This window comes from Vibrio sp. 10N.261.51.F12, assembly GCF_041471725.1.
Taxonomy (GTDB): Bacteria; Pseudomonadota; Gammaproteobacteria; order Enterobacterales; family Vibrionaceae; genus Vibrio.
Genome location: NZ_JBFROV010000005.1, coordinates 246,481 through 265,788, shown reverse-complemented (window position 1 = coordinate 265,788; position 19,308 = coordinate 246,481). Strand labels below are relative to the sequence as shown.

Below are 19,308 nucleotides of genomic sequence, written 5' to 3'. Positions count from 1 at the left end.
AGGGCTTTTTATCACCCGATTGTTCGGGACAGCGATGTGTTTTTAACTATGTTATGTCTACACAGCGTCAGTTTTTTTCGCTTTAAACTTTTCTCGCATGGATTGAAGCATGACGTAAAAGACGGGCACCAAACAGGTTCCGACAATAGTCGCCGCGATCATGCCACCCATTACTGCGTAACCCAATGAGACTCGGCTTGCTGCGCCAGCTCCGGTAGCAATAACTAACGGAATAACCCCTAAAATAAAGGAGAATGCTGTCATCAGTACCGCCCTAAATCTTAATCGAGCGGCTTTGACAGCGGCATCGGCAATGCTCATGCCGCCTTCACGAAGCTGCTTGGCAAACTCGACAATCAATATGGCGTTTTTACAAGCGAGGCCTATTAGTAGTACCAAGCCGATCTGGGTATACAAGTTAATATCGGAGCCCATAATCCAGATATAGACAAAGGCACCTAAGATGGCAACAGGAACCGCAAGCATGACCGAAATAGGGACCGTCCAGCTTTCATATTGAGCCACTAAGAACAAATAGGTAAAAATAAGTGCCAAACTGAAAATGAACGGCGCTAGATTTCCCGCTTTCAATTCTTGATAAGTTTGCCCTGACCATTCATACGTATAACCATTCGGGAAAGTATTGTCTGCAATGCGTTTTACGGCATCGATAGCCTGCCCTGAGCTGTAACCTGGGGCAGGGAAGGCGTTAACCTTAACCGCACCATATAGGTTAAATTGGTTAATGTACTCAGGACCAAGTTTAGGCTCAATGGTCACGAGTGTGTTAAGGGGCACCATGACATTATCTTTATTTCGAATGTAAAAACGAGCGATGTCGAGTTCAGAATCTCGGTATTCTGTTTCGGCTTGCATATTGACCCTAAACACCTTACCAAAGCGATTGAAGTCATTAACGTACATGGAACCGAGCATGGTTTGTAGCGTAGTGAAAATACTACTAAGTTGTACGCCTTGTACCTTTGCTTTTTGCCTATCAACATCCACAAATAATTGTGGTACGTCTGCTTGGTAAGTACTAAATGCCGCGGTCAGCTCGGGTTCAGTCGTTGCTTGGATCGACGTTGCCCGCATGACACCCGCGAGGTCTGCCGGAGAACGACCCAGAGTATCTTGAATGTAGAACTCCACACCGGATACGGTTCCCACACCGGGAAGTGCTGGCAAGGAGAAACCGACTGCCTGAGCCTCACTGTATCGAGCTAATACGCCATTGGCTCGTTGTACAATTTGAGATTCAACCAGGGACGGATCTTGACGCTCGTCCCAATGAGATAGAATGACCACCATCAGACCTGCATTTGACGACACAGCACCAGAAATGATGGAGTAACCACTGGCCGAAATAACGTTAGTGACACCCTCAATTTTATTCAGGTCGTCAACCATTTGCGTCATGACTTCTTTGGTGCGGTTAATGGACGCACCATTTGGCAATTGTACGTCAACGAAGAATGCTTTTTTGTCTTCTGTCGGTACGAAGCCTGACGGCAATGAAGTGGCTAGCATACCGGTGGCACCGATAAGTAGGGCATAGACGACCCCGACCAGCATTAGTTTACGAACCATCCCGGACACGAAGCCTGTGTACTTAGTGGTTGCACGATTAAACACCTTGTTGAATTTAGCGTGAAAGCCTTTTTCATGAACTTTAGGCGGTTTAAGCAGCGACGCACAAAGGGCAGGGCTCAATGTTAATGCATTGATTGAGGAAATAAGAACGGCGATACAAATGGTAATGGAAAACTGCGCATACATTTGCCCAGTAATGCCAGGCATGACCGCTGTCGGTGCGAATACAGCAAGCAGTACAAGTGTGGTTGCAACAACCGGACCTGTTACTTCCTGCATTGATTTGGTCGTGGCATCAACGGCATTTAGCCCTTCATCTTCCATTAATCGGGTGGTGTTTTCGACCACGACGATGGCATCATCAACCACAATACCGATTGCCAAGATCAGTGCGAACAGAGACACGGTGTTTATGCTCATTCCTGTGGCTAACAAAAAGGCAAAAGTACTGATGAGTGAAACAGGAATTGCAATGGCGGGAACGAGGGTTTGCCGGAAGTCTTGAAGGAATATATACACCACTAAAATAACCAATGTGACTGCTATTAGCAGGGTTTCGATCATTTCATCAATGGAGGTCTCTACGAACTGAGTGGTGTCATAGAGGATTTTATAATCCATGTCTTCTGGAAATTGGTTCTCGAGGCGAGACAACTCTTCATGCACACCTTTAGCGACTTCTAAGGCGTTTGCACCACTGGCTTGGTAGATAAACAATAGCGCAGAGGCTTTGTTGTCCAGCATAGCTTCCGCGTCATAACTTGCAGCACCAAGTTCAATACGCGAAATATCTTTGAGATAAACAGCGCTTCCGTCTTCATTTGAACGAATGATGATCTCTTCAAATTCCTCTGGATGGCTCAGTCGACCTTTGGTGGAAAGCGTATATTGAAATTGTTGGTCTCGCGGCACTGGGGCAGCACCGATACGGCCGGCAGCGACTTGGATATTTTGCTCTTGGATGGATCCAATCGCATCCTCGACCGTTACACCAAGGCTTGCCATGCGATCTGGGTTTAACCAAATACGCATTGAATAATCCATGCCACCGATAATGCTAACTTTGGACACGCCATTTACACGGGCAAGGTTGTCCTTAATATTGATGCCCATATAGTTGTTAAGAAAGAGATTATCTAAAGACTCATTAGGAGAAACAAGGTTAAGCATCATCAAGATGTTAGGATCTTGTTTTTCTACTTTTACACCATTTCGTTGAACTTCAGAAGGTAACCGGGGCATGGCTTGCTGGACCCGGTTCTGAACGTTGACCTGAGCCATGTCCACGTTACTGCCAACTTCAAATGTAACACTTAAATTGTAACTACCGTCATTTGCCCCCTTTGATTCCATATAAATCATGTTTTCAACGCCGTTAACCTCAGCCTCAATGACTTTGGCAACGGTATCGGCAACGACCTCAGCGCTCGCACCTGGATATGAGGTGGTGACAGAGACCATCGGGGGTGAGATGTTTGGAAACTCAGCGACGGGCAAAACGGGAATGGATAACAAACCTGCTAGCGTTAATACTATAGAAATGACGAACGCGAATTTGGGCCGATGAATAAAAAATTTACTAATCATAGCGATTCCTTATTTATCTTCTGAAAATGGCTGAATAGTATCCATATCATGCTCGACTTCAGATCCGATACGAGCTTTCTGTAAACCTTCTGTGATGAGAAGTTCGCCTTTTTCAATGCCGCTTTCTACCTCCCAGTCGATGCCGTAACGTTTACCTAAAACCACGTTTTTCCGTTTGACAATACTTTCGTTATTAACGGTTAATACGTAGCGTCCTTGTTGGTCTTCCTGAACGGCACGTTGAGGAATCAATACGACTTTCTCGATGGCAGGGGCTTGGATAATGGCCGTTACATACAGCCCAGGGACAATAAGGTGCTCTTTATTCGGGAATTCAGCACGCACTGCTAGCGTTCCTGTACCGCCATCTACTCGATTATCGATGAAGTCGATAATACCTTCTTCACCAAAGACGGAACCATCTGGGAAGCGAATTTTGATCGGTAGGTCTTCTATTTTGTAGTCAGAAGTCGACGATTTGTGCGCGCGTTGTGCGTTGATAATGACTTTTTCTGGAAGCTGGAAATTCACCCAGATTGGTTCCACTTGAACAAGATTCACTAGCTCGGTTTGATCAGGAATGATTAAGTCACCCATGAAGACTTCAGCGCGTCCGATACGACCACTAAAAGGGGCGTATATTTTGGTGTAACCTAATTCAAGTTTTGCATTATCTAATTCGGCATTGGCGCTTTGTAATGCCGCTGCATTTTGAAGCTTCGTAGAGAGTAGATTGTCATAATCAGATTGGCTGATATATTTGTCTTTAATCAATCCTTCACCGCGCTTGAAGTTGCGCACCGAGGTGTTATAAGCCGCTTTGGATTGTGCTACCAATGCTTTAGATGCTTTGAGAGCCGCTTCGTATTGTTCAGGGTCGATTTCAAATAGGACATCGCCTTTCTCGACATTACTGCCTTCTTCAAAGAAAGTGTGCAGTAAATTACCACGAACCTTTGATTTAATTTGAATATCTTGACTTGCTTCGGTACGGCCAACAAATTCTTCACTAGGCGTAATTTCTTTAACAACGACCTCTAGGACTTTAACCTTTGGAATGACTTTGTTTTCAGCTGAAGGCTGAGTGTCGCAGCCCATTAAAAAAGTGAGGGGAATGAGAGTAACGGCAAACCCAGCGACAATGCGTTTGGCTTTTGGAAAGTAAAGCATAAACAATCCTTGTTTAGTGAAAATGACCAATTTATTATTTAAGTTTACATTATGATTCACATAAAGCAGGGTAAATGTAGGAAATAATGCATATTTGTTAATGACTTGATAGAAATGAGAGGTTCATCAAGTATGTCAACAGTGTGTGCATACCCAATGAAGCGAGAGCATGACTCCCCGGACGATTGACCCATGATGGTAGCAGATAAGAAAAAGCCCCCAATAATTGGTGTCCAACTATTGGGGGGCAGTTCATATTGGAGGCTTTTTATGTCGATTGGATATGAGTTACAAAAGGATAGTGTCTCACTTCCTCTCTTCCTCTCTTGATCTTCATTAAGAAAGGTAATAGGCATACTTTTGTGTGCCTATTTTACGTCATTGATAATTGAAGCGTTAAGACAAAAAAGTTAACTATGCTTAACGCTTCATTTTAGATTGAAATATGGCTAGACAAGTGTGGTTAATTTGCTGAGCAATACATCGATATCATTGGATGAGATATCTTTGTGCGTGACAAACCGAATTGGATTACTTGGCGTGATAGTGATGCCGTCTTTTGCCAGTGTATCTGCAATAGCGTCAATATCAACGGTATCGCATAGTTTAGCAAATACGATATTGGTTTCTACGAAGTCCGCGTTGACACTAAAACCATTTATATCATTGAGACCATAAGCGAGCTTTTTAGCGTTGGCATGATCAACGCGTAATTGTTCAACCTGTTCCGTCAGCGCCAGTTTACCCGCCGCCGCTAAAATCCCAGCCTGACGCATACCGCCGCCAACCATCTTACGCAGCCTTCTTGCGCGTTGAATGAATGCTTTATCTCCAAGGAGTAACGAACCAATAGGAGCGGCCAACCCTTTTGAAAGACAAATTGTCATTGAGTCAAAATGTTGTGCAATTTCTTTAACATCAACGTTAAGCGCTACCGCCGCGTTATAGACACGAGCGCCGTCGAGGTGGAGATTGAGTTTGTGATCATCAACAAACCGACGGGCATCGGCCAAATAAGAAAGTGGTAGAACCTTGCCATTGATCGTATTTTCTAAGCTCAGTAACGTGGTACGTGCGAAATGGCTGTCGTCCGGTTTAATGGCCGCTTTCAGCTTGGCAAAATCGAGAGTGCCGTCTGGATTGTTCTCGATAGGTTGAGGCTGAATAGATCCTAATACTGCAGCGCCACCAGCCTCATATTTATAATTATGGGCTTGCTGACCACATAAGTATTCATCGCCACGTTGGCAGTGTGCCATTAAACCCAGTAGGTTTGCTTGGGTACCGGACGTAGTAAACATCGCGGCTTCAAAGCCATGTCGCTCTGCGGCCCACAACTCAAGGTCATTGACGGTGGGGTCATCTCCATAGACGTCGTCGCCAACAGGGGCGTTAGCCATGGCAGCACGCATAGCTTGAGTAGGCTGGGTCACGGTGTCCGAGCGAAAATCCATTGAAACTCTCCTAAAGGTATCCACATAATATAGCTTTACTTAAACAAGCTATCGTTTTGGCATCAGTGATGCAACCATCAATTATTTTTTGTTGTAGTTCTAAGCGTGACATTGTCACAACTTCAATGACTTCATCGTCATCACACGGAAGGTCGGTGTTTGAAAGTAAGCCCTTTGCGACATATAGGTGTTGTATCTCGTCACAAAAACCAGCCAATGGCGTAACTTGCCCTAGTGAATACAACTCGCTGGCTTGAAAACCCGTTTCTTCAATCAGTTCTCGATGGGCGCATTCATAGGACGTTTCATTTTCTTCGAGTGTACCGGCGGGGAGTTCAAGTAACCATTTCTTCAACGACGGCCTGTATTGATTGATCAGTAAGATATCCCCGCTAGCGGTGATGGGCAGAATTACCGCGGCGCCAGGGTGTTTAATGGTCGTGTGAGTGATGATTTTTTGATTGGGTAACTCGATATCTTCTTCAATTAGCGAGATTGATTTCCATTGATGAATAGTCCGATTCGCCATAATTGGGGCCCGTTGATGTATAAGCTAATAGCTTAGGAGTTAGAGACGGATGATATCAATGCAATAAACCATAATGTGGCGCAAAAGTCGATGGAGTGTTGTGTCAGGCTCACGTCAGCTTACGATCGAAAATGGAATCTAGGATTTCTGATCTATTATAGTGTTCGAAATTTAGGTATATCAGTAAATCTGTGTATTTATTATGTTTTATTGTAGGTGAGTAATGCTTGGAGCGGACGGTCTTAATCTTGCCATGATGGTTGCGGAATCAGGAATAGTCGATTCAGCGGTAAGAGATATCATGCATCAAACGGATTTGTTGGCACTAGGCAGTGACGAGGGAATTAAACAAAGTGTCACCGCGACAATGACCAAATGGACCAAAACCGTCAGACGAAAGCTGGTTACAAAACAGGCCGCTGATTCATTGCAAGACGAGCTCAATCTTTATCAGCGAGTGGTTTATCTCACAGACCAAGAGTTCCATCAAGAGTTCGGCGTTCTGATTCAAAATTTTCCCGTCGATTCCGCTTTTTTTGACCAAGCACATTCGCTCGCCGCTAATAGTAACGAATATCCAGCTTCTCTTTTCTCTCGCCAGTTTTGTAAGTTGTGGTACGACAGTTTAAAAAATAGCGTTGAAGAGAAGCAACAAGCCACCCTTGATGAACAAAAGTCTAAATTCCTTAAGCAGCTTTATCAAAAAATCGACACGCTTAAAGATATGGAACATCTACAGCGCGACGGGGATGAGGGCAAACTGGGGCGACTGTGGGATCTTGCTGGTTCTGAGTTGACTAAGCAAGATTGGAAACACATTGAACGCACCGCCGATTACCTAGCAAAGCATTCAGATCTCAAGGCCATTGCCGATAAGCTTGGTCGAATGGCAGAAGATGTCGATGCGCCTGAGTTAACCAAGGTGCGTTGCAAAGAAAATATCGTGGTAGAGGAGAAAAGTGAATTCGCAACCGACGATATAGTGGGTATCCACGAGAGCAATGACATAAACCGTTTGCTCCCTAACGAAACAATGTATTTAGCCGATCCAGAGTTGGAAACAATATTTTATCAGCACTTAGTTGAGCAACGATTATTAACGTATAAAGCCGAAGGCAAACATAGGACGATTCGTGAACTGCAAGTGCCAACCAATGCGAATGGCAAGGTAGATAAAGAGAAAGGCCCAATGGTGATTGCGATAGATGCGTCTGGTTCTATGCAAGGTGCTCCAGAGAAGTCGGCTAAGGCTATTGCGTACTCATTAATGAAAATGGCAGCGCAACAACAGCGGGAATGTCATGTTATTCTTTTTTCATCAACCTTTATCACATACGATCTCACGGGAGTGAGTGGTTTAAAAGAAGCGTGTGATTTTTTGTCGTATACCTTTAAAGGTGGAACTGATTTATCTCAGGTTCTAAATCACGCCGTTGATATTATGCAGGGTGAGCGTTACAAAAACGCCGACCTTTTAGTTATTTCTGACTTTATTACGCCAAGACAGGATGAAAATACGGTCGACAAAGTGTCGTCCCTAAAAGGGCAGTACAATCGTTTTCACTCCTTATGTCTATCGAAATACGGCAACCCCGATGTACTCGACTTATTCGATAGCCAGTGGCGATATCATCCAAGTTTAATGGGGCAGTTTGTCAAACACCCTTCACTGAAGTTAAATAAAGCGAAACAAGTGCTGTCTCATACTTTCGGCTAATAAGCAGGAAAGTCGAACGCACAAGTTTTTGTGTAAACATCAATAAAATCAGCTTGATAAATTTCTGAGAGCGTTCATGCTTATCATGGGACGTTAATGAAATGTCTTGTAACATAATAATAACAAATGTATAAATTTAATAATGCGTCCTAATTTGTGCTCAGAGGTAAAGGCATGATCAAACCCACCGTTGTTTCCCATGCTGACAGAGCGTTAAGGTCAGAAAGAATTACCAAGCTTGCTGCTGCACTCTCTGATGGTGTTTATGAACGAGAAGAGACCATAAAACTGTGCCTGCTTGCTGCATTAGCAGGTGAAAGTGTCTTCCTTCTTGGTCCTCCGGGGATTGCAAAAAGCTTGATTGCCAAACGCCTCATTCAAGCTTTCGATAACAGCAGTTATTTTGAATATCTAATGACTCGATTCTCAACGCCAGAAGAAGTCTTCGGGCCACTTAGTATTCAAGAGCTTAAAGATCATGGTCGCTATGTTCGACTGACAAAAGGTTACCTTCCTACTGCTCAAGTCGTGTTCTTAGATGAAATCTGGAAAGCAGGACCGGCAATTCTCAATACGCTCCTTACTGTAGTGAATGAAAAAACCTTTAAAAATGGCAGTGATATTGAGCGGGTCCCTATGCGCCTGCTCGTGTCGGCGTCGAATGAACTGCCTGATGAAGATAGTGGCTTAGATGCTCTTTACGATCGAATGCTAGTACGGGTTTTTGTTAACCGTATTCAGAACAAACAAAATTTCAAATCAATGTTAACTGTGGGTACCTCGCAAGAAGCAAAAATCCCGGAAGGGTTAGCGATCACTGATGATGAATACCATCAATGGCAAAGCGATTTGGAAACAGTTGAACTCAGTGATGACGTTTTTGAAAAGCTCTACCAGTTAAAAGAATTACTAGAATCTGCCTCTAACGATAACCGTTCGCGCTTGTCTGAATCCGATCTCTATGTCTCAGACCGTCGTTGGAAAAAAGCCGTGAAACTGCTTAAAGCCAGTGCGTTTTTTAACGGTAGAGACAGCGTGAACCCGCTGGATTTGTTACTGCTTCAAGATTGTCTTTGGAATAGCCCTGAATCAAGAGAAATCGTTAACAGTGTCGTACATAACTTTGCACTGAATTATGCGTTTGATCAGCAAGAGGTCTTTCAACAAATTGAAGACGGCAAAGAAACCCTTACCGACCTTCAAGAAGAGATTGAAGCGGAATACGCGATGCCATTGTCACTAGAAAGCACCACTGGTTTACGACGCAAGGATGTTTACCAATATGATACGTCGAATGCCAAGTCATACAAAGTAGGGCCCGCGACAGACTTAGTGAAATTGGTGTTATTACGAAGCAACCTTTCAGTATCCGAAAGTGAAAAGGGCGATAGCCGTTGGGTTTATATTCCACGTGACGAACTCAACCGCACCATTAAAGAAGGGGGCGGGGATGTTTATGGTTACGTGAATCAAAATACTCACCTATGCCGATTAAAACTCGATCTTGATGCGGCGAATAACCTCGTGATTAAAGATATCGCCAACCGCTCTGTACCGCTGACACTAGTGACGAAACAAGGCGTTGATGAAACATTACATATCGAATGGGAAACACAAGCTGCACGAGTACTGGCGCAATTAAATCACACGGAACATCATTTGCGATCGGTACGTTCTAAGTTTCATGGCGCGCTACCTCATAATTTTATTGACCAAATGATTCCAACGGAAATGGAAGTCAGCATACAAACGGTAACTAAGACGTTAGAGACAACCAGCGCAGAAAGTGCCAAAACGATTGCTAGGGTAAAAAGTCTACGATCATTTTTTGAGTAAAACCGTAACCATCGGGAGACAGGATGTTAGGAGCAGATGGCTTAAATTTAGCCTTGATGATTGCTGATTCAGGGATCGTTGATAGTGCGGTTAACGACCTTATGGCTCGCTCACAGGTCACGGCGCTAACGGAGAATCGAGGCGTCCGAAGTTCTGTTAAAGGTCATTTATTGAAATGGCGAGGCTCGGTGAAAAAGCGCATGACTCGTGTTTGTGAAACCGAACGGTTTCAGCATGAGTTAGCCTTATATCAAGAAGTGATCCATTGGGATGAAGCGACGTTTTTCGCTCAAATTCACGATGTGACCAAAAAACTAGAATGGCACTCTGCTTTTTATTTACAAGCGAAACGCTTGCTAGATAAAAACAATCAGCATCATAACCCCATGTTTCCCCGTTACTTTTGTGATCTTTGGTACAAGAGCTTATCAGATGCGATCAAACAGGCAGAAATGACCGAGCTCGAAGCCAGCAAAGAAAAGTTTCTCACCGACCTTTACCAACGCATGGAAACCATGAAAAACATGGATACCGTTGCGGAGCAGGGTGACGAAGCCGCGTTGGGACGTCTATGGGATATGGCGGCCGCTAAGCTAACCAAAACCGATCTCAAGGTTATGCATAACCATGCGGAGTTCCTTAAAAAGAATAAAGGTCTGCAAGACATTGCCGAGCAGTTAGGTCGAATGGCTAACGAACAAGATGATCCTGAACTCAATAAATCACCAACTGAATCTTTAGAGATGGTGGAAGAAGAAAGTGATGAAGCGACTGATGACATTGTCGGGATCCACGAATCAGACGACCTGAATAAACTACTACCGAACGAAACCATGTTCCTAGCTTATCCTGAATTGGAAGTTGTGTTTTATAAACACTTAGCCGATAAGCGGTTAATGAATTATAAAATGCAGGGGAAATCGAGGACATTAAAGAAAGTACGAGCCACGCAGCCTGATAACAGCGAAATAGAGATTGATAAAGGCCCATTTATCGTCTGTGTGGATGCGTCAGGCTCAATGAGTGGGTTCCCTGAGCAATGCGCGAAAGCGATGGCGTATGCATTGATGCAAATCGCCTTGGCTGAATCAAGAGAATGCTATGTCATTCTTTTTTCAACGCAACATATTACTTATGAACTGACGAAACAAGACGGTTTACGGGAAGCGGCCGACTTCCTCAGTTATTCATTCCATGGTGGTACCGACTTAGAGCCGGTATTAACCCAGTCCATTGATCTGATGTTGTCTGATACCTATAAGAATGCTGACCTCGTTGTGATCTCTGATTTCATTGCTCCAGAACAGTCACCAGAGCTGGTGGGAAAGATAACCGAACTCAAGAACAAAAAGAATCGTTTCCATGCTATTAGCCTGTCAAAATACGGCAACCCTTCCTTGATGGGTATGTTTGACCATTGCTGGTCTTATCATCCCAATCTCGTAGGGCGACTGATGAAAAAATGGTGAGGGGACGATTTTTGAAAGTTAGCAGGCCCCTATTTGCATCACTGGTGGGTTAAATACCGTTTCTTTTTAAACGTATGAACCAATTTAAGTGTACTTTTTTATACTCACAGTCCGTGCTGAGATCAGAATCTACCGCTTCAATGAGCGGTTCTCGTAGAGTGGTTTTTGCACGAACTGAGGGTTAGATAATCGCTTTGTACGGAAAGCCAGCAAGTGGACAACTTATTTCATTTTTTTGTTTGACTAATACCGCTCAATCCGTAAAGTATGCATCTCACACGGAGACACTCTCTCATTAACGTGTTGAAATTAAACATATTGAAGACGATTATGTTTAAACTAAAGGCGCCTTGGCAGAGTGGCTATGCAGCGGATTGCAAATCCGTGGACCTCGGTTCGACTCCGGGAGGCGCCTCCATTCTCTTTCTCAGTTTATGAGTCAGAAGAATGACAATGCGATACTAGCTCAGTTGGTAGAGCGCAACCTTGCCAAGGTTGAGGTCATCGGTTCGAACCCGATGTATCGCTCCAAATTAAAATCTTATGGCGAAAGCGATGAGACACAGATGGTGTTTAACCACTCTTTATTGAAAGAGTACATTGGTTGGCGCATCGCAAGACATTGCGTGCCCTGGTGGTGGAATTGGTAGACACAAGGGATTTAAAATCCCTCGACGTTCGCGTTGTGCCGGTTCAAGTCCGGCCCGGGGCACCATCTACTTTGATAGACATTCTATTGCTAGAATGACATCAAAAGAGTTGTTCTCTTTAAACACTACTGAAGGCGCCTTGGCAGAGTGGCTATGCAGCGGATTGCAAATCCGTGGACCTCGGTTCGACTCCGGGAGGCGCCTCCATTCAATCTTCTCTCACTCTATATCTTCCTACTAATCCCGTTTAGACTGACCATTACCAGCAACAGCTCTCGTTCCTAGTGATGATCTATACGTATCCCCATAATCAGTCTACTGTGAAAAACGATCACTTGAGTCTATGTTTTTGAACACCTTCGTACAGACCATTTTTATAGGTATTGACGCAAAGGCATCGATATTAGTTTGCTTTGATTCTAATGTGGGATAGACGAAAAAAGATGCGGCTAGTAGGCCACATCTTGTAGTGAGGGTTTATAGTAAAACGCTTATACGGACTTAAACTCAAGCATTCCTTCGGTAAGAATGAAATCGATAATAAAATCTAGGCCAATACTTTCTTTAAGGTTCGTAAAAATATAGGGTTTTGTTGGCCGCATTCTTTGCGTGTCGCTTTCCATCACCTCCAACGAGGCCCCTACGTAAGGCGCCAAATCGATCTTGTTAATCACGAGGAGATCTGACCGTGTAATACCTGGGCCACCTTTTCTTGGGATTTTCTCTCCTTCAGCGACATCGATAACATAGATAGTCAAATCTGCCAGCTCAGGGCTGAAAGTAGCACTTAGGTTGTCACCACCACTTTCGACAAAAACGACATCGAGGTTTTTGTGTTTTTGTGCTAACTCTTCAACGGCAGCAAGGTTCATTGAAGCATCCTCGCGAATCGCAGTATGTGGGCATCCACCAGTCTCCACACCGATAATTCGGTCTGGCGCTAATGCTTCAGCACGAGTAAGAATTTTTGCATCTTCTTGCGTGTAAATGTCGTTAGTGACGACTGCAATGTTCAGTTTGTCACGAATCGCTTTGCATAGAACTTCTAACAGGGCTGTCTTACCTGATCCTACTGGACCGCCAATTCCAATGCGAAGTGGTTGTTTATAATCTTCCATAATATTCTCTTTACGACCTAAACAGTCGGGTATATTGGGTTTCGTGTCGACTACTAGCGATCGCGATGGAGGGCGTAAAGCTGCCAATCTCATCGTCTTGAACATCGAGTGCTGCCAATAAAGCTTGCGGAAACTGGTTGGATAATTCGATCAGCGATAGCTGACCAGCGGTTTGCCCTAGTGGGACAAGTTTGACCCCAGCCATCACCATATTTTCCGCCCAACTCCATACATACCCTCGTTCTAACTCATGGAGAGGGATGCCCCACTCATGAGCGGCCAAACAAAAACCCAATAGCGAATTAGATCGATGATTGGTGTGTTGTCTGGCCTCATCTAGTAGCGATATTGATTTGAAATTGAGTTGCTTTAATAGTGTGTACAATGCCTTACCACGTTGAAGCTCTTCTGCGCGCAGCTCTTTGGTTTCGCGACATGAATATAAATACTCTGACCAATGCGCGATAGCTGACATATCGTTGTCAGCAACGGCGGCATACAGACGCTTCATTATGGGAAGCTCAAGTGTCACCATGCTGTAATTGAGCATCATAGTGAGCCAGTCCACCATTGAAGATTGGTTGTTCACCCATTCAGCCTCTACCGCCCATTCAAGTCCTTGAGAGTAGGTAAAACCCCCTATGGGAAGAGAAGGGCTAATAAGCTGGAACAGACGAAAGCTCGAAACTGAATCACCCGTATGGTTTGATTGATCACTTTGGGATCCGTGACGTGCCAATTGGTCATGGTGTTTTAAGGCATTGTTCACAATCGTTACCTTATTGCTTAAAGCAGAGAAATAGCAACGGAGGTTGACGCAACGCCAATCGCGGCCCATTTGTGCGTCAGTAGTAAACTGGTTTTTCGCCCTAGCTGCATCAAAATAAACGCTGAGACAAGCATGCCAATTGAAAATTGTGTAATGGAACCAGATGCTTCAACACCATGCGCAAAACCATGGAAAAAAATCAAAGCAATGGATGCGAGAGTGAGGCATTTTGTTAGGGTCTCTCTGGCGGAAAAGACATTCCAAAGACCAAAGGCTACGACAAAGAGCGACCCAATAATCAGAGTTTCGACACCGGCTATTTCACCCATCAAGCGCCCACCCACGAGCCCGATTAATAAGCTGCCAAGTGCCGCCATGATAAGCTTGAGGTGAAGAGGTTTTGATGGCTGTTTAGATTGCACAAACCCGACTAATAACCCAAAACCAATCAGAACCACCAGATGGTCAAGACCGGTCACTGGGTGCGTTACGCCCGAAAGGAAAGCATTCATTGCTGAATCATGGTGGTGTCCCACGTGTGCAAAACTTGGTGCGCTAAATAGTGCGGAAAGAGACAAGGTTGAAAGTGATAGTGTTCTAACGGAGGCTTTGGAAACCTGAACTGACGGTAAGCGAAATGATGACATAAAACGATTCCTTGTTGATTATATTTATCGGTGCGTCAATGAGTTGCGATTAAGTTTAGAGTGATTGTTGATTGTTGATTGTTGATTGTTGATTGTTTATTGCTGATTGTTAGGGCGGCAAAACGCGCTAGAAACTTAATGGTGGTGATGTCCGCCACCAGAGCTGCCTCCATAAGCACCGCCCTCAGGTTCAAAAGGCTCGATTTCACTTGTAACTTCCGCTCCGAGGCCGACCACCATTTCATCAAGTACATGATCATGCTGATAGCGTACCCAACCCGCGTGAACTTGAAGTGGGACGTGTCTATTACCTAAATGGTAAGCGACGCGAGTGAGGAGCAAAGCATCGTCGCAGTACACCGTAGAAACGCTTTCTGACGCCGCTTTAACTTCAATCGTTAAGCCACACTTACTGCGCAGTACTTCCCCATGACGAAGAATGTGGCCACGAGGAAGAAACAGACCAGCAGCACGCCCATCATCTAATGTGACTTTGAGTCTACTTTTAATCCGGCTGTCTATCGGTAAGCTAAGGCTACCATCGGTTTGAGTGTGTGAGCTTCGAGAGGCAAGCTCCATTAGTTCGATCATGAAAACTCCTGATTTAAAATAAAAAATATCGTTGTGCCATTGGTAGCTCAACGGCCGGCTCACAAGTCAGTAATTCACCGTTCGCCTTGACTTGATAGGTTTGTGAATCGACCTCAATTTTTGGTTGCCAGTCGTTCAGCTTCATATCTTTTTTAGAAATGTTTCGACAGTGTTTACTCACACCAATAAGACTGCCTAGCCCAAGCTGCTTGTCGATACCATCTTGTTTCGCCTGCTCAGAGATGAATAGCATGGACGTTTTTTGAGATGCCTTACCGTAGCTACCAAACATGGATCGGTAATGTACGGGCTGTGGGGTAGGGATTGACGCGTTAGGGTCGCCCATTGGTGCCATTGCAATCATTCCGCCTTTGATAATTGAACTCGGCTTAACACCAAAAAACGCGGGCTTCCACAGCACGAGGTCAGCAAGCTTTCCAACCTCAATGGATCCAATCTCGTGACTCATACCATGAGTAATTGCTGGGTTAATAGTGTATTTGGCGACGTATCGTTTTAATCTGAAGTTGTCACTAAAGTCAGTGTCTTCCTTTAAATGACCACGTTGAACCTTCATTTTGTGAGCGGTTTGCCATGTACGAGTGATAACTTCACCGACTCGGCCCATCGCTTGTGAGTCAGAGGCAATCATTGAGAATGCGCCGAGATCATGAAGGATATCCTCAGCAGCGATGGTTTCTCTACGGATACGTGATTCCGCAAAGGCAACATCTTCAGCAATTGATGGTGAAAGATGATGACAGACCATTAGCATATCCAGGTGTTCATCAACGGTGTTGACGGTATAAGGTCTGGTTGGATTCGTTGAAGAGGGGAGTATATTGGCTTCCCCACAAGCGCGAATGATATCAGGAGCGTGTCCACCACCAGCGCCTTCGGTATGGTAAGTGTGTATAACACGGTCGCCAATGGCCCCAAGTGTCGACTCTACAAAGCCAGACTCGTTAAGGGTATCGGTGTGAATCGCGACTTGAACATCCATCTCATCAGCAACGGTTAAGCAGGTGTCGATAGAAGCGGGTGTGGTCCCCCAATCTTCATGGAGTTTTAATCCAATGGCACCAGCTGCCACTTGCTCGCGAAGTGCTTCGGGTTGACTTGCATTTCCTTTTCCAAGTAATCCAAAGTTCATTGGAAATTGATCAAGAGATTCCAGCATACGATGAATGTTCCAAGGACCAGGCGTGCATGTGGTCGCGTTGGTTCCAGTGGCTGGTCCGGTGCCGCCGCCTATCATGGTGGTCACGCCAGACGCCAAGGCTTCTTCAATTTGTTGTGGGCAGATAAAATGAATATGAGAATCAACGCCACCTGCGGTTAATATCGATCCTTCACCTGCGATTATTTCAGTTCCCGGGCCGATAATGATATCGACACCCGTCTGTATGTCAGGGTTACCAGCTTTACCAATGGCGGCAATGCGGCCATCTTTGATGCCAACATCTGCTTTTACGATACCCCAGTAATCCAATACGACGGCGTTGGTAATCACTAAATCCGGGGTTTCTGCGCTAGGTCGCTGGCTCTGTCCCATGCCGTCCCGTATTACTTTTCCACCACCGAACTTCACTTCATCGCCGTAGGTCGTGAAATCTTTTTCTATTTCTAACCACAACTCTGTATCAGCGAGTCGTAAACGGTCGCCAACTGTTGGGCCAAACATCTCCGCGTACGCTTGTCTAGAAATACTCGCCATAACCTGTCCTTGTTATTGTTTTCATTATTATTTTGCTAATTATGTGTTTGTATAAAACCTGGGTGTTCAAAGTAAGGCGCTGTCGACTAAAGCGAACCCATGACCTTACCTTGAAAACCGTATACTTCACGTTTGCCACCAAACTCGACAAGTTCTATCGTACGAGACTGTCCAGGCTCAAAACGAGTCGCTGTGCCTGCAGGTATGTTTAGGCGAAAACCTTTACTCGAAATGCGGTCGAATTCTAGCGCTTCATTGACCTCATAGAAGTGATAGTGAGAACCGATTTGAATGGGTCTATCACCGAGGTTTTTTACAGAAACCGTCAGCGTTTGCTTACCGGGGTTCAATTCAATGCTGCCACTCGCGGCTTGTAATTCACCGGGAATAAAAGCACTGGTTTGTTTCGCAATATTTGTCATGAATTAAGCCCTAAACAATGGGTTCGTGGACGGTGACGAGTTTGGTGCCATCCGGGAAGGTGGCTTCAACTTGTATATCTGGGATCATAGAGGGAATACCATCCATTACGTCATTAGCGCTTAGAATGGTTCGTCCGTAACCCATCAAGTCCGAGACACTTTTTCCTTCTCTAGCGCCTTCGAGAATCTCACTACTTATTAAGGCGATCGATTCAGGGTAATTGAGTTTAATTCCCCTTTCTTTGCGTTGCTTCGCTAGCATGCCGGCACAAAAAATAAGTAGCTTATCTTTTTCTCTTGGCGTTAATTCCATCTTGCTGTCCATGTCGTGGTGGATTGATCTGGCGCGATGACATCTCGTGTCGGATCGCACCGGTTACGGTGTTTTGCTATTTAATTTTTTTCTTAACGGCTTGCTGTTAATTACGTTGCCCAAATCCTTGGTAATTCAGCGGCGCTACCGAGCCATACTTGACGAACCTGCTGCCAAATTTCACTGAATGCCGCTAGGATAGTTTCGCTCCATTCCCCTAAAGCCCGAATAATAATTAACCCTTCAATATGGGTGATACCAAGGATAAGACTGGCGTATTTTTCTCTGCCCTGTATTGCATTCAGCAAGCTCTGTACCAACTCAAATAACTCATCATCAGTATTGGTAATAAAGAATGATGCAGTCATGGAACAGTCTCTTAGTCCATTGATACTAAAGAGTTTATCTTCACCTATTAGTTTAATTTGTTCGGTGAGAACGCGTTGCTGATTGATGAAAACCGCTGTCTTACCTGTGATTGCACCAATATCGAATCCCTCATTTAGTGCAGGGCGTCCAAAACAGTGCATCTCCCAACCCATAAATCTAGATTTATCAGTGAGATAGATATGTGTGTTTACCTTTGCATGGCTGTCTGGAAAAAATATATTTTCCTGTGGCAACCATTCCAATGTCGCACCATCTTCGACCACGAGAGTTTGAGTCTGCTTCGCCAGCTTATTATCAGAACGGTAGAACTTAGTTGCTCCTGGTGTCGTGATCAGGGTATGGGCCCCTGACTCTACCTGCACATCGATAGTCAATGAATCGCCACCCACCACACCGCCTGGAGGGTGTAATAAATAGACATGGCATATGTTTTTTTCTGGATAGAGTGGGCGCTGTATAGACAAAGGGCCTTTTTGAGAGCGATGTTTTAAGACCGTTTTGTCCCCTCGATCAATAAAACCTAGCTTGAGCTCTGCTATCCAACCTGCGTTGACATCGTTGCATGGTGTCGAGTGCACTGAAGCACTTGGTGGCATTATTGGCGAGGAGGGCGTCAGAGAAGAAGCGTGCTGGGGAGTCGTCATACGGTCAGGTACTCCGAGATAAGTTGTTCATTAAGCGCAGGCATTTCCCCCGTCGCAACCGCTCGTCCGCGGTCTAGGATACAAAATTGGTCACCGACTTTTCGTGCAAATGGCAGTTTTTGCTCGACCAGCAAAACAGTAAGCCCATATTTTTGATTGAGCATAAGAATGATGTCGCCAATTTCTTGAACTATGTTGGGTTGAATGCCTTCCGTCGGCTCATCTAATATAAGCAGCTGCGGATCAACAACGAGCGCGCGCCCGATCGCTAGCTGTTGCTGTTGACCACCGGACAAGTCGCCGCCACGGCGGTGACGCATTTCTTTTAACACTGGGAAAATATCGTAGATAAATGCCGGTATTTTTCGGTCGCCGCGTTGACGAATCGGAAGACCAACTTGAAGATTTTCTTCGACCGTAAGTGTCGGAAATATTTGTCTTCCTTGCGGGACATAGCCAATCCCGAGGCGAGGGCGTTCTTCTGGGGCTTTTTGTTGAATGCTCTCGCCATTCAACTGAATTTGGCCATCTTTAATTTTAACGAGCCCCATAATCGATTGGAGGAGCGTTGTTTTTCCAACGCCGTTTCTTCCCATTAACACCGTGCATTTACCTTTTGGAATCTCGACGTTCAGATCCCAAAGCGTATGACTTTCACCATAGAACTGGTTGACTCCTTGAATACTGAGCAT

The 19,308-nt window shown here is 44.9% G+C and carries 16 protein-coding genes and 4 tRNA genes; 7 read left to right on the top strand and 13 right to left on the bottom strand.

Annotated elements, in window-relative coordinates; all coding sequences use genetic code 11:
- Positions 1 to 57: 57 nt before the first annotated feature.
- From AB4405_RS03770 to AB4405_RS03755, 4 genes are all read right to left on the bottom strand, one after another.
- On the bottom strand, positions 58 to 3,180 hold the full coding sequence (locus AB4405_RS03770; protein ID WP_372059695.1) for an efflux RND transporter permease subunit: 3,123 nt from the start codon (positions 3,178 to 3,180) through the stop codon (positions 58 to 60).
- A gap of 9 nt (positions 3,181 to 3,189) precedes the next feature.
- Positions 3,190 to 4,350 carry an efflux RND transporter periplasmic adaptor subunit gene (locus tag AB4405_RS03765; protein WP_102468496.1) on the bottom strand — a complete coding sequence of 387 codons (1,161 nt, stop codon included), beginning with the start codon at positions 4,348 to 4,350 and terminating at the stop codon, positions 3,190 to 3,192.
- Positions 4,351 to 4,799: 449 nt separating this feature from the next.
- Complete coding sequence (ltaE, locus tag AB4405_RS03760; RefSeq protein WP_372059694.1) at positions 4,800 to 5,804, bottom strand: low-specificity L-threonine aldolase; 1,005 nt, start codon at positions 5,802 to 5,804, stop codon at positions 4,800 to 4,802.
- Between the two features lie 10 nt (positions 5,805 to 5,814).
- A complete protein-coding gene (locus AB4405_RS03755; protein ID WP_372059693.1) occupies positions 5,815 to 6,333 on the bottom strand; it encodes an NUDIX hydrolase in 519 nt (172 codons plus the stop codon).
- Between the two features lie 223 nt (positions 6,334 to 6,556).
- On the opposite strand from AB4405_RS03755, the gene AB4405_RS03750 reads away from it, so the two are divergent.
- From AB4405_RS03750 to AB4405_RS03720, 7 genes are all read left to right on the top strand, one after another.
- The gene (locus AB4405_RS03750; RefSeq protein ID WP_372059692.1) at positions 6,557 to 8,050 is read left to right on the top strand and encodes a VWA domain-containing protein; all 1,494 of its coding nucleotides are present in this window, start codon (positions 6,557 to 6,559) and stop codon (positions 8,048 to 8,050) included.
- A 174-nt stretch (positions 8,051 to 8,224) separates the two neighbouring features.
- Complete coding sequence (locus tag AB4405_RS03745) at positions 8,225 to 9,886, top strand: ATPase RavA domain-containing protein (protein WP_372059691.1); 1,662 nt, start codon at positions 8,225 to 8,227, stop codon at positions 9,884 to 9,886.
- Positions 9,887 to 9,909: 23 nt separating this feature from the next.
- On the top strand, positions 9,910 to 11,355 hold the full coding sequence (gene viaA / locus AB4405_RS03740; RefSeq protein WP_372059689.1) for an ATPase RavA stimulator ViaA: 1,446 nt from the start codon (positions 9,910 to 9,912) through the stop codon (positions 11,353 to 11,355).
- Positions 11,356 to 11,699: 344 nt separating this feature from the next.
- Positions 11,700 to 11,773 (top strand) — tRNA-Cys (locus tag AB4405_RS03735).
- Between the two features lie 37 nt (positions 11,774 to 11,810).
- Positions 11,811 to 11,886, top strand: a tRNA-Gly gene (locus AB4405_RS03730).
- A 97-nt stretch (positions 11,887 to 11,983) separates the two neighbouring features.
- Positions 11,984 to 12,070 (top strand) — tRNA-Leu (locus AB4405_RS03725).
- A gap of 68 nt (positions 12,071 to 12,138) precedes the next feature.
- A tRNA-Cys gene (locus tag AB4405_RS03720) sits at positions 12,139 to 12,212 on the top strand.
- A 284-nt stretch (positions 12,213 to 12,496) separates the two neighbouring features.
- On the opposite strand, the gene ureG is transcribed toward AB4405_RS03720, so the two are convergent.
- The 9 genes from ureG to urtE form a co-directional block, all read right to left on the bottom strand.
- A complete protein-coding gene (gene ureG, locus AB4405_RS03715; RefSeq protein ID WP_102468502.1) occupies positions 12,497 to 13,123 on the bottom strand; it encodes an urease accessory protein UreG in 627 nt (208 codons plus the stop codon).
- A gap of 10 nt (positions 13,124 to 13,133) precedes the next feature.
- On the bottom strand, positions 13,134 to 13,862 hold the full coding sequence (locus AB4405_RS03710) for an urease accessory protein UreF (protein WP_372059717.1): 729 nt from the start codon (positions 13,860 to 13,862) through the stop codon (positions 13,134 to 13,136).
- Between the two features lie 47 nt (positions 13,863 to 13,909).
- A complete protein-coding gene (locus AB4405_RS03705; RefSeq protein WP_372059688.1) occupies positions 13,910 to 14,539 on the bottom strand; it encodes a HupE/UreJ family protein in 630 nt (209 codons plus the stop codon).
- 135 nt (positions 14,540 to 14,674) lie between these two features.
- A complete protein-coding gene (ureE, locus tag AB4405_RS03700) occupies positions 14,675 to 15,130 on the bottom strand; it encodes an urease accessory protein UreE (protein ID WP_372059687.1) in 456 nt (151 codons plus the stop codon).
- 13 nt (positions 15,131 to 15,143) lie between these two features.
- Complete coding sequence (gene ureC / locus AB4405_RS03695) at positions 15,144 to 16,847, bottom strand: urease subunit alpha (RefSeq protein ID WP_372059686.1); 1,704 nt, start codon at positions 16,845 to 16,847, stop codon at positions 15,144 to 15,146.
- A gap of 86 nt (positions 16,848 to 16,933) precedes the next feature.
- A complete protein-coding gene (locus AB4405_RS03690) occupies positions 16,934 to 17,269 on the bottom strand; it encodes an urease subunit beta (protein ID WP_372059685.1) in 336 nt (111 codons plus the stop codon).
- Positions 17,270 to 17,279: 10 nt separating this feature from the next.
- Positions 17,280 to 17,582 (bottom strand): urease subunit gamma, encoded by a 303-nt coding sequence (gene ureA / locus AB4405_RS03685; protein ID WP_102468508.1) that lies wholly within the window; start codon positions 17,580 to 17,582, stop codon positions 17,280 to 17,282.
- A gap of 110 nt (positions 17,583 to 17,692) precedes the next feature.
- Complete coding sequence (locus AB4405_RS03680; protein ID WP_372059716.1) at positions 17,693 to 18,568, bottom strand: urease accessory protein UreD; 876 nt, start codon at positions 18,566 to 18,568, stop codon at positions 17,693 to 17,695.
- A gap of 44 nt (positions 18,569 to 18,612) precedes the next feature.
- On the bottom strand, positions 18,613 to 19,308 hold the full coding sequence (urtE, locus tag AB4405_RS03675; RefSeq protein WP_102468509.1) for an urea ABC transporter ATP-binding subunit UrtE: 696 nt from the start codon (positions 19,306 to 19,308) through the stop codon (positions 18,613 to 18,615).

Bases quoted from the DNA above. Each gene is read 5' to 3' on its own strand.
- AB4405_RS03770 (WP_372059695.1), bottom strand. From the start codon at position 3,180: ATGATTAGTAAATTTTTTATTCATCGGCCCAAATTCGCGTTCGTCATT.
- AB4405_RS03765 (WP_102468496.1), bottom strand. From the start codon at position 4,350: ATGCTTTACTTTCCAAAAGCCAAACGCATTGTCGCTGGGTTTGCCGTT.
- ltaE (WP_372059694.1), bottom strand. From the start codon at position 5,804: ATGGATTTTCGCTCGGACACCGTGACCCAGCCTACTCAAGCTATGCGT.
- AB4405_RS03755 (WP_372059693.1), bottom strand. From the start codon at position 6,333: ATGGCGAATCGGACTATTCATCAATGGAAATCAATCTCGCTAATTGAA.
- AB4405_RS03750 (WP_372059692.1), top strand. From the start codon at position 6,557: ATGCTTGGAGCGGACGGTCTTAATCTTGCCATGATGGTTGCGGAATCA.
- AB4405_RS03745 (WP_372059691.1), top strand. From the start codon at position 8,225: ATGATCAAACCCACCGTTGTTTCCCATGCTGACAGAGCGTTAAGGTCA.
- viaA (WP_372059689.1), top strand. From the start codon at position 9,910: ATGTTAGGAGCAGATGGCTTAAATTTAGCCTTGATGATTGCTGATTCA.
- ureG (WP_102468502.1), bottom strand. From the start codon at position 13,123: ATGGAAGATTATAAACAACCACTTCGCATTGGAATTGGCGGTCCAGTA.
- AB4405_RS03705 (WP_372059688.1), bottom strand. From the start codon at position 14,539: ATGTCATCATTTCGCTTACCGTCAGTTCAGGTTTCCAAAGCCTCCGTT.
- ureE (WP_372059687.1), bottom strand. From the start codon at position 15,130: ATGATCGAACTAATGGAGCTTGCCTCTCGAAGCTCACACACTCAAACC.
- ureC (WP_372059686.1), bottom strand. From the start codon at position 16,847: ATGGCGAGTATTTCTAGACAAGCGTACGCGGAGATGTTTGGCCCAACA.
- AB4405_RS03690 (WP_372059685.1), bottom strand. From the start codon at position 17,269: ATGACAAATATTGCGAAACAAACCAGTGCTTTTATTCCCGGTGAATTA.
- ureA (WP_102468508.1), bottom strand. From the start codon at position 17,582: ATGGAATTAACGCCAAGAGAAAAAGATAAGCTACTTATTTTTTGTGCC.
- AB4405_RS03680 (WP_372059716.1), bottom strand. From the start codon at position 18,568: ATGCCACCAAGTGCTTCAGTGCACTCGACACCATGCAACGATGTCAAC.
- urtE (WP_102468509.1), bottom strand. From the start codon at position 19,308: ATGCTCAGTATTCAAGGAGTCAACCAGTTCTATGGTGAAAGTCATACG.